The sequence below is a fragment of the Protofrankia sp. Cr1 genome (genome assembly GCF_963555865.1).
Taxonomy (GTDB): domain Bacteria; phylum Actinomycetota; class Actinomycetes; order Frankiales; family Frankiaceae; genus Protofrankia.
On the sequence record NZ_CAUVXO010000196.1, the window covers coordinates 1 to 8,933 of the forward strand.

An 8,933-nucleotide genomic window follows, 5' to 3' on the forward strand; every position below is an offset into this window, starting at 1 on the left:
GTCCATGGCCGCGAGGTTCTCGAGGATGTCCGCTTCGGTGACCTTTGTGAAGTAGTGGTACCAGGAGCACCAGATCGTCGGTGCCGCGTGGAGGACGCGGACTCCGGCCTGCTGGGCGAACCGGTCCGCCCAACGGCCGAGCGCCCCCACCAGCCCACCCGGTCCGCTGTCGCGCTCTTCGTGGACGGGTGCCTCCGCGCAAACGAGGATCCGATCGTGATGGACGTCAGCTCGGATGGAGGGGATCGGATCGGTGCCGCAGGGTGCGGCGATCAGCGCTATCGGCCCGCCGTCGCCGGGGTCGACGGCGAGCAGCCCTTCCCCCCAGAACGACTTGTGCGGCGCCCGCCGGTCCGGCCGGTAGGCGACCGTCCGGTTACGGTCGGAGTGGGGCCGGTGCGGGTGCTCATCGAGCCGGTAAGCCGTCGTGGGACTCCAGGACTGCCAGCCGTGCTCATACACCAGGGCCCGCGCCGGATCGACCGGGATTTCCGTGACCGTCGTCATCTGGGGCATGGAAGCTCTCCTTCTCCTGGCTGTTTGGTCGGCTTCGCCCAGGGATGAGCGGCCCGACCGAGGCCGCTCATCCCTGGGGAGGGTCAGCCTGCCTGCCGGATCGCCTCGTTGGCCTGTCTGACCGCCTGCGGTACGCCCTCCGCAACCGAGAGCTGCCCGGTAAAGATCTGATTGAAGTACTTGTCCAGCTCTATCTGGGCGCCGTTCCAGCCTCGGGTGAGGGGGTAGCTGAAGGTTTTGCCCTGTGCGGCGTCAAGATAAGGCTGCACGTCGAGCTTCTTTGTCTTCCAGTACTCGACGAAGGTGTTGTCGATCGACTTGATCGCCGGCCAGGCGTACCCACCCGAACCAATGATCTTCTGGGAATCGAGTGAGCCCAGCCACTTGACCAGCTCCCAGGCTTCCTGCGGATGCTTGCTCCTCGCCGTGATCGAGTCGGCGAGACCGTTGAACGCGCTCACCGAGCCGTTCGGGCCGCTGGGAGGCGGCAGGATGGTCAAGGATGTGCTCGATTGTTTCGTCAGGGCCGACAGTTGCCAGTCCCCGGCGGTGACGCAGGCGACCTGGCCCGATGCGAGGAACTGCGCCAGGTCACTGTCACGGTTGTTCGTCTGGCTTCCGGGCGGTGCGACCCGGTACTTGGTGACGAGGTCGACGTAGGCTTGGATTCCCTGGATGGCCTGAGGGCTGTCGAGCGTGAGCTTGCCGTACGACTTGTCCATCAGGCTTCCGCCGTTTCCGACGGCCCAGGCGCCCCAGCCCTGCTGCAGGGTGTTGTTGGCCAGCAGACCGTAGCGCTGCACGTTACCTGCGTCGAAGCCCGCCTCGGTGATGTTTTTGCCATTTTTGTCCACAGTCAGCTTCTGCAGGAACGGCAGGAGGGTGTCGGATCCGTCCGTTGCCCACGTCAGTTTGCCCGGGTTGCTCACGCCGGCCTTGTTCAGCGCCGCGGAGTCGCAGACCAGCGCCACGGTGTCCCAGTCCTTGGGTATTCCGTACTGCGCGCCGTCGTACCGGTAGGACTCCACCAGGCTTTCGTAGTAGATCGTGGTGTCGAAGTTGTCCTGCTTGATGCGGGGAGTCAGGTTGAGCAACACGCCTTGTGCGGCGAACTGGGGGAAGTAGCTGACGTGGTTCCAGAAGACGTCTGGGGCGGTGCCGGCGGCGAAGTCGGCTATCGTCTTGGTCCAGTAGTCGGCCCAGCCCATCTGTTGAATCGTCACCTTGATGTTCGGGTTCCGGCGCTGGAACTCGTCGATCGATTTCTGATAGCCCACCTGCTGGGTGGAGTCCCAGAGCCGGTATGTCAGATTCACGGTGCCACTGCTTTTATTCGCGTCCTCGCCGCCGCCGCCGCAGGCGGCAGCGACGGCGAATAAGACACCGCTCAGCACCAGCGCGGCCAGCCTGCGGCCCCGCACTGAACTTCTGAAGTCAGGCATTTACCCTCCTAGCGATGAAGCCGATGGTTTTCAACCGGGCCTGTCGCAGCTTCCGGCCTGGTCAGCAGGGTCACTTGAGGCCGGACAGCACGATGGAACGGACGATGTGTCGTTGGAAGAGCAGGTAGAGGACGATCAACGGGAACAGGGCGACCATCGTCGCCGCGAGCATGAGGGTCCACTGCGTCCCGTAGTTCGTCTGGAAGGCGGCGATACCGACCGTGATCACCCGCTGGGAATCCGAACTGGTGATGATGAGCGGCCAGAGCAGGTTGTTCCAGCCCTGTACCACGGTGATGATCGCCATCGTGGCCATGATCGGCTTGGACAGCGGCAGGACGATGCTGAAGAGAATGCGTAACCGACCCGCGCCGTCGAGGTACGCGGCGTCCTCCAGGTCGCGTGGAATGCCCCGGAAGAACTGGCGCATCAGGAAGATGCCGTAAGGAGTTCCCAGTATGTAGGGGGCGACCAGTCCCGCCCAGGTGTCAACCCAGCTCAGCTCCTTCATCAACACGAACAGTGGGATGAGAGTCACCACGTTGGGCACCATCAGGGTGCCCAGGTAAGCCCAGAAAAGCACCTCCCGACCGGGGAATTCCATCCGGGCGAAAGCGTACGCGGCGAACGTGCTGAACACCAGCTGCCCGAGTGTCAACAGCGCCGCGAACAGCACGGTGTTCCACAGATAGTGCGGGAACGGGTTGTCAAACAGTACCTGCCGGAAGTTTGCCAGGGTCGGTTCTGCGGGAGGCTCCCATGGGTTGGTCGAGTAAACTTGATTCGCCGGCTTAAAGGCGGTGAACAACGCCATGAGGTAGGGGAAGCAGGAGACCACCGCGCCAAGACAGAGCAGCAGGTAGGTCAGTGTGTAGTTGGCGGCACGGCCCTTTTTCACTGCGCCCTCAGCTCAGGTCGTAGACAGTGCGGTTGTGGAAGTACCACGACTGCAGCGCGGTTATCGCGACGATGACCGCGAACAGCAGCAGCGCGATCGTCGACGCGTAGCCTGCGTCGAAGAACTTGAAGGCCCGGTTGTAGATCTCGTAATTGAGGACGTTGGTCGCCTCGCCTGGTCCGCCCTTCGTCATCGCGTACACCGTGTCGAATACCTGGAACGAGCCGATCACGGAGGTCACCAGGACGAAGAACAAGGTGGGCCGGAGGAGCGGAAGGGTGATCGAAAAGAACTGCCGGACGGGACCCGCGCCGTCCAGGCGGGCCGCCTCGTCGAGGTAATCCGGGATGTTCTGCAGGCCGGCGAGGAAGAACAGAGCGTTATAGCCGGTGTACTGCCAGATGTTGACGGCGGCGACCGCCAGCAGTGCCCAGGTCTCCGAGGACAGCCACGGCTGGCCGGGAATGCCGAACAGGTTCAGGAACCCGTTGAGCGAGCCTCGAGCTGGATCGAAGATCCACTGCCAGATGATGGCCATCGCGATCGGTGTGGCCATCCAGGGCAGCACGAACAGCACCCGGAAAACCTTGATCCCACGCAGTTTCCGGTTGAGGAAGAGAGCCAGCAGTAGGGCCAGTACTGTCTGTAACGGAATGTTCAACAGTACGTACTCGAAGGTGATGAGTAGCGAATGCCGGACCTCCTCGTCCCGGACCATGCGGGAGAAGTTGTCCAGCCCGACGAAGCTCGGGTCACCGAGCAGGTTCCACTTGAACAGGCTGAGCACGAACACGGCGATCACGGGCAGCAGCAGGAACGCCAGTACCCCGAGGAAGCTCGGCGCAATGAAGCCGTAGGCAGTCAACCACTCCTTCACCGGGCGCGGCGGACGTCGCTTGCCCTTGTGGGCAGGTGCCGCCCGGGCGGCCGGCGCAGTGATGTCGCCGCTAGGAGCGGGAGCGGGTGTCGCTGTCGCCATCCGTCCACCTTCATCAGACATCAGACACGGAACACTTCAGACTTCGAGCAGGCCGATCGGTACCGCGCACACGCACCACGCGCGGGCCCCGGGCAGGCCACCGGCTGAGGTCACGGCCCTCGTCCGGCGAGTGTGGAGCCACGGCGTGACGTTGGTCACGTGCGGGCAACCATAAATGTTGTTTTCTGTTTGGTCAAGGTCTTATTGGTAGCCTTCGTGCCTGCTGAGGCACTCACGTCTCAACGAAATCGCTCATATACGCTCAGCTATCGAACGGCAGAGGTTGAATCTAGTGTGATTCTGGTGAGATGCTCGGTTCCGGGTGAAGGGGTTCGTCGCCCAGAGCAGAGGCCGCCCCGGCCCGGGGCGGCGATGAGAGAGCACGAACTGGTCGTGCGTCATCCCCATCGGACGGCTCAATGTCACCGTCGGGGCCTGGATTGCAGGGAGAGAGGTGTTCGGGTGCTCGCCGCACAGCGGCAGGCGTTGATCCTGGCTCAGGTGGGCCGGGACGGTGCGGTACGTGTCAGCGACCTGGTCGATCAGCTCCAGGTGTCGGACATGACGATTCGCCGGGATCTGGATGCACTGGCCCGGCGTGGGTTGGTGGAAAAAGTGCACGGCGGCGCAACAGCGGTACCGACGGCCAGCGCCGTGGAGCCCGGCTTCGAGGCCAAGAGCCAACAGGAAACGTCGGCGAAAGGCGTGATCGCCGCCGAAGTGGCGCGGATGGTCGGGCCGGGGGACGCAGTCGCGCTCACAGCGGGCACGACAACGTGGGCGGTGGCAGAACGTCTCGTCGCGGTACCGAACCTCACCGTCGTCACCAACTCCGTACCGGTCGCGGACGCGTTCCACCACCATGGTCGCCCGGACCAGACCGTCGTCCTTACCGGAGGCGTGCGTACCCCCTCCGGCGCGCTGGTCGGTCCGGTGGCCGTGCACGCGCTCCGCTTCCTGCACATCGACCTGTTGTTCATGGGCGTGCACGGCATGCACAGCCGGTATGGGTTCACCACTCCCAACCTGCTGGAGTGTCAGACGAATCAGGCGTTCATCGAGGCCGCGGCCCGTCTGGTCGTGGTCGCCGACCACACCAAGTGGGGAACGGTCGGCCTGAGCACCATCGCCGACCTGGATGCGGCGCATGTCCTGGTGAGCGACGAAGGCTTGGCCGAGGAGCACCGGGCCGAGCTGAGCGACCGCGTCGGCGAGTTGATCATTGCGGCGGGCGACCCCGCATCCGAAGAACAGACGGCCGCCGACCGGGCGGTAGCCGCGCATCCCCCGTGATGACGATGACCCGGCCCCCGTCCTGGCCGCCACCGCACGAACCCGCCAGCCCCTGTCAGGTACCGATCCACGGCGCATGACGACGCCGTCACGACACGCCAAGGTGAGAATCCATGCCGTACACTGCAGCCCGGTACACCGCGGCCCGCATGGCCGACGGCCGAGATCTCTTCTACTACTACGACGACGCGGCGGTACCGGTCGAGGGCGTGCCGCCCGACAGCCGTGAGGCAACCACACCTACCCCGGCATCGGAACTCCGCTACGACGTGCTGTTGGATGAATGGGTCGTCATAGCGGCGCATCGGCAGAGCCGGACCCATCTACCGGCCAGCGACGAATGCCCGCTGTGTCCGTCCACCGCGGAACGCGCCACGGAGATCCCGGCATCGGCCTACGACGTCGTGGTCTTCCAGAATCGCTTCCCCTCATTCGCTCCCGGCGACTCCCTCACTCAGATCCCTGGTGACGACCTGCTCCGACGCCGCCCCGGAGCGGGCCGGTGCGAGGTGGTCTGCTTCACCTCCGACCACACCGGCTCCTTCTGCGAACTGCCACCCGAGCGCGTGCGCACCATCGTTCAGGCCTGGGCGGACCGCACCGCGGCGCTCGGCCGCGAACCCGATGTCGAGCAGGTCTTCGTCTTCGAGAACCGGGGCAGCGAGATCGGCACGACGCTGCACCATCCACACGGCCAGATCTACGGCTACCCGTTCATCACCCCTCGGACCCGCACGATGTTTGCCGCCGCCCGCCGTCACCTGTCCCGCACCGGCCGTAACCTCTTCAGTGACGTGCTGGCTGCTGAGATACGGGCCGACGTGCGGGTGGTGACCCGCGGCGTGCACTGGACCGCCTTCGTCCCGGCCGCGGCCCGATGGCCTTTCGAGGTTCACATCTACCCGCACCGCCAGGTCCCGGACCTGCCTTCACTCAACGAAGCCGAGCGTCGCGACCTGTGCCGGGTGTACGTGGACGTGCTGCATCGGCTGGACGCGGTGCTCGGGATGCCCATGCCGTACGTCGCCGCCTGGCATCAGGCGCCGGTCCGCGTCGACCGCGACCTGGCCTACCTGCACCTGCAGCTCTTCTCGATCCGGCGCGCGGCGAACAAGCTGAAGCACCTGGCCGGCTCCGAAGCGGGCATGGGCGCCTTCATCAACGACATCGCCCCGGAGCATGCCGCGCGGATGCTACGGAAGGCACACATCCTCGTGGAGACTGTCGCATGAAACTGCTCGTCACCGGCGGCGCCGGGTACATCGGATCGGTCACGACCGCCGTCCTCCTCAAAGCCGGCCACGACGTGGTCGTCCTCGACGACCTGTCCACCGGCCACCGCGACGCGGTCCCGTCCGCCGCCACACTGATCGTCTCCGATATCACCGGGGCCGGTGCGGTGCTGGCCGGCGGCCGGTTCGACGCGGTCCTCCACTTCGCCGCCTACTCCCTCGTCGGCGAGTCGGTCACCGATCCACACGTCTACTGGCGGAACAACGTGGGCGGCTCGCTGGCGCTGCTGCAGGCGATACGCGAGGCGGCCGTGCCGCGGCTGGTGTTCTCCTCCACAGCGGCGGTGTACGGCGACCCGCAGCAGGTGCCCATCACCGAGGACGCTCCCGTTCGTCCCACGAACCCCTACGGCGCGTCCAAACTGTCCGTCGACATGATGATCTCCTCCTACGCTGCGGCGTACGGGCTCGGCGCGGTCTCCCTGCGCTATTTCAACGTGGCCGGCGCCTACGCCGGCCTCGGGGAGCGCCACACCACCGAGACCCACCTCATCCCGCTGATACTCCAGGTGGCCGCGGGCCGCCGTGACACCGTCCGCCTGTCCGGAACCGACTGGCCCACCCCCGACGGCACCTGCATCCGCGACTACATCCATGTCGCCGACCTCGCCCAGGCGCACGTCCTGGCCCTGCACGCGGCCGTCCCCGGTCACCACCGCATCTACAACCTCGGCAACGGCGTCGGGTTCTCGGTCCGGGATGTCGTCGCGGCCGCCCGCAGGGTCACCGGCCATGCCCTGCCCTGCGTGCCGGCCCCACCCCGCCCGGGGGACCCGGCCGTCCTGGTGGCCTCGAACGCACGCGTGAACGCCGAGCTCGGCTGGCGGCCGCAGCGGCCGGACCTGACGACGATGGTGGCGGACGCCTGGGCGTTCATGCGTGGGGCGGTCGCCGCGTGACCGGCTTCGATGACGTGTTCGGCCGTTCCCCCGAGGCGGTCTGGCAGGCCCCCGGACGCGTCAACATCATCGGCGAGCACACCGACTACAACGAGGGCTTCGTCCTGCCGATCGCCGTCCCGCTGTGCATCCGTGCCTCGGTCGCCCACCGCCCCGACAACGTCCTGCGCCTGGCGTCGGCCCAGATGCCGGGTCCGCCCGTGCACACTGACCTCTCAGCGCTACGACCGGGTGCGCTGCGCGACTGGCCCGCCTATCCGGCCGGCGTAGTCTGGGCGCTGCGCGAGCGCACCCTGCCCGTCGCCGGCGTCGACCTGCACATCACTGGAGACGTCCCCGCCGGGGCCGGCATGTCCTCCTCGGCTGCGGTGGCGTGCGCGGTCGCCGCTGCCCTGAACGACCTGTGGGACCTGGGGCTATCCCGGACCGAGCTCGTCGCCGTCGCCCAGCAGGCCGAGAGCGACTTCGTCGGCATGCCCTGCGGCAGCCTCGACCAGTCGGCGTCGCTGCTCGCCGAAGAAGGCCACGCGCTCTTCCTCGACACCCGCACGCTCGCCGCCCGCCACATCCCGTTCGACCTGCCGGCTCACGGCCTCTCGCTCCTGGTCGCCGACACGAAGGCTCCTCACCGCCTCGTCGACGGCGCCTACGCCCGCCGCCGCGCATCGTGCGAGCAAGCCGCCCGCACGCTGGGAGTACGCGCGTTACGTGATCTGACGGTGGCAGATCTGGGCACCGCGCTCGGCCAGCTCGATGCCGTGACCGCACGCCGTACCAGACACGTCGTCACCGAGAACGCCCGCGTCCTCGATGCGGCCGCCCTACTCGAAACCGGCACCGACCCGCGACGGCTCGGACCGCTGCTCACCGCGTCCCATTGGTCGCTGCGCGACGACTATGAGGTCACCGTCCCCGAACTCGACACTGCCGTGGACGCCGCGCTGGCGGCGGGAGCCCACGGCGCCCGGATGTTCGGCGCCGGGTTCGGCGGGTCGGTGCTGGCCCTTGTGGACGCCGCCGACCGCAACCGCACGGCTACCGCGATCGTCGCCGCGGCCACCGCCGCGGGCCACCCTCGCCCAACCACGTTCGAGGTAGCCGCCGCTCCCGGCGCTCGCAGAATGTCCATTCATCCAGTCCGATAAATATACATCCTGTCCGGCTTCATGTGCCCGAGCGGCGGGGCACAGCCGCGGTGGCGGGTTTGCGGAGGTAAATAACGTCTTCGTCGCCGCAGCTGAAGGCGCGTTCCCGGCTGAGATGCTCAACACCAATGGATATAGACAAATAGTTCCATATCACTGACTATGAGGACGACTCGCCACATCGTTGCTTCACAACGATGTGGCGAGGGTTCGGGTGCCCCCCGGGCGAGGACTCACCGTAGGAGGTACTGGGACATGTCGCTTCACCGCAGCTCATCGGGTGTTGACCGACCGCAGGAGGGGGGTCACCTGTCCCGTCGGGCGCTGCTCGGGATGGTCGGAGCCGTGACGGGTGCGGTGGCCGGGGCGGCCACGCTCGCGGATGCGCAGGCGGCGACAGCACCGGCCGACCAGGTCGTCGGGTTCCCGCGGACGCGAGTCCACGTGGTGACGGGCGTCACGCCGGACG

At 66.6% G+C, this 8,933-nt stretch carries 7 protein-coding genes and 2 pseudogenes; 5 read left to right on the forward strand and 4 right to left on the reverse strand.

The features are described 5' to 3' along the window. From U9980_RS15750 to U9980_RS15765, 4 genes and pseudogenes are all read right to left on the reverse strand, one after another. Window positions 1–516 (reverse strand): annotated as a pseudogene (locus U9980_RS15750) (alpha-galactosidase); the annotation flags it as partial. 83 nt (window positions 517–599) lie between these two features. Next, window positions 600–1,937: a sugar ABC transporter substrate-binding protein gene (locus tag U9980_RS15755; RefSeq protein ID WP_322768610.1), complete on the reverse strand. Its 1,338-nt coding sequence runs from the start codon at window positions 1,935–1,937 to the stop codon at window positions 600–602. 91 nt (window positions 1,938–2,028) lie between these two features. Further along, window positions 2,029–2,856 carry a carbohydrate ABC transporter permease gene (locus U9980_RS15760; protein WP_322768611.1) on the reverse strand — a complete coding sequence of 276 codons (828 nt, stop codon included), beginning with the start codon at window positions 2,854–2,856 and terminating at the stop codon, window positions 2,029–2,031. 7 nt (window positions 2,857–2,863) lie between these two features. Further along, a complete protein-coding gene (locus U9980_RS15765) occupies window positions 2,864–3,835 on the reverse strand; it encodes a sugar ABC transporter permease (protein ID WP_322768612.1) in 972 nt (323 codons plus the stop codon). A gap of 462 nt (window positions 3,836–4,297) precedes the next feature. Here U9980_RS15765 and U9980_RS15770 point away from each other — a divergent pair, with 462 nt between their 5' ends. The 5 genes and pseudogenes from U9980_RS15770 to U9980_RS15790 form a co-directional block, all read left to right on the forward strand. Beyond that, entirely contained in the window at window positions 4,298–5,128 is an 831-nt protein-coding gene (locus tag U9980_RS15770; RefSeq protein WP_322768613.1) for a DeoR/GlpR family DNA-binding transcription regulator, read from the forward strand. A 113-nt stretch (window positions 5,129–5,241) separates the two neighbouring features. Then, complete coding sequence (gene galT, locus U9980_RS15775; protein ID WP_322768614.1) at window positions 5,242–6,360, forward strand: galactose-1-phosphate uridylyltransferase; 1,119 nt, start codon at window positions 5,242–5,244, stop codon at window positions 6,358–6,360. Further along, a complete protein-coding gene (gene galE, locus U9980_RS15780; RefSeq protein WP_322768615.1) occupies window positions 6,357–7,319 on the forward strand; it encodes a UDP-glucose 4-epimerase GalE in 963 nt (320 codons plus the stop codon). The genes galT and galE overlap by 4 nt, the downstream gene beginning before the upstream one ends. Further along, window positions 7,316–8,464: a galactokinase gene (gene galK, locus U9980_RS15785; protein ID WP_322768616.1), complete on the forward strand. Its 1,149-nt coding sequence runs from the start codon at window positions 7,316–7,318 to the stop codon at window positions 8,462–8,464. The genes galE and galK overlap by 4 nt, the downstream gene beginning before the upstream one ends. 255 nt (window positions 8,465–8,719) lie before the next feature. Beyond that, a pseudogene (locus tag U9980_RS15790) lies at window positions 8,720–8,933 on the forward strand (hypothetical protein); the annotation flags it as partial.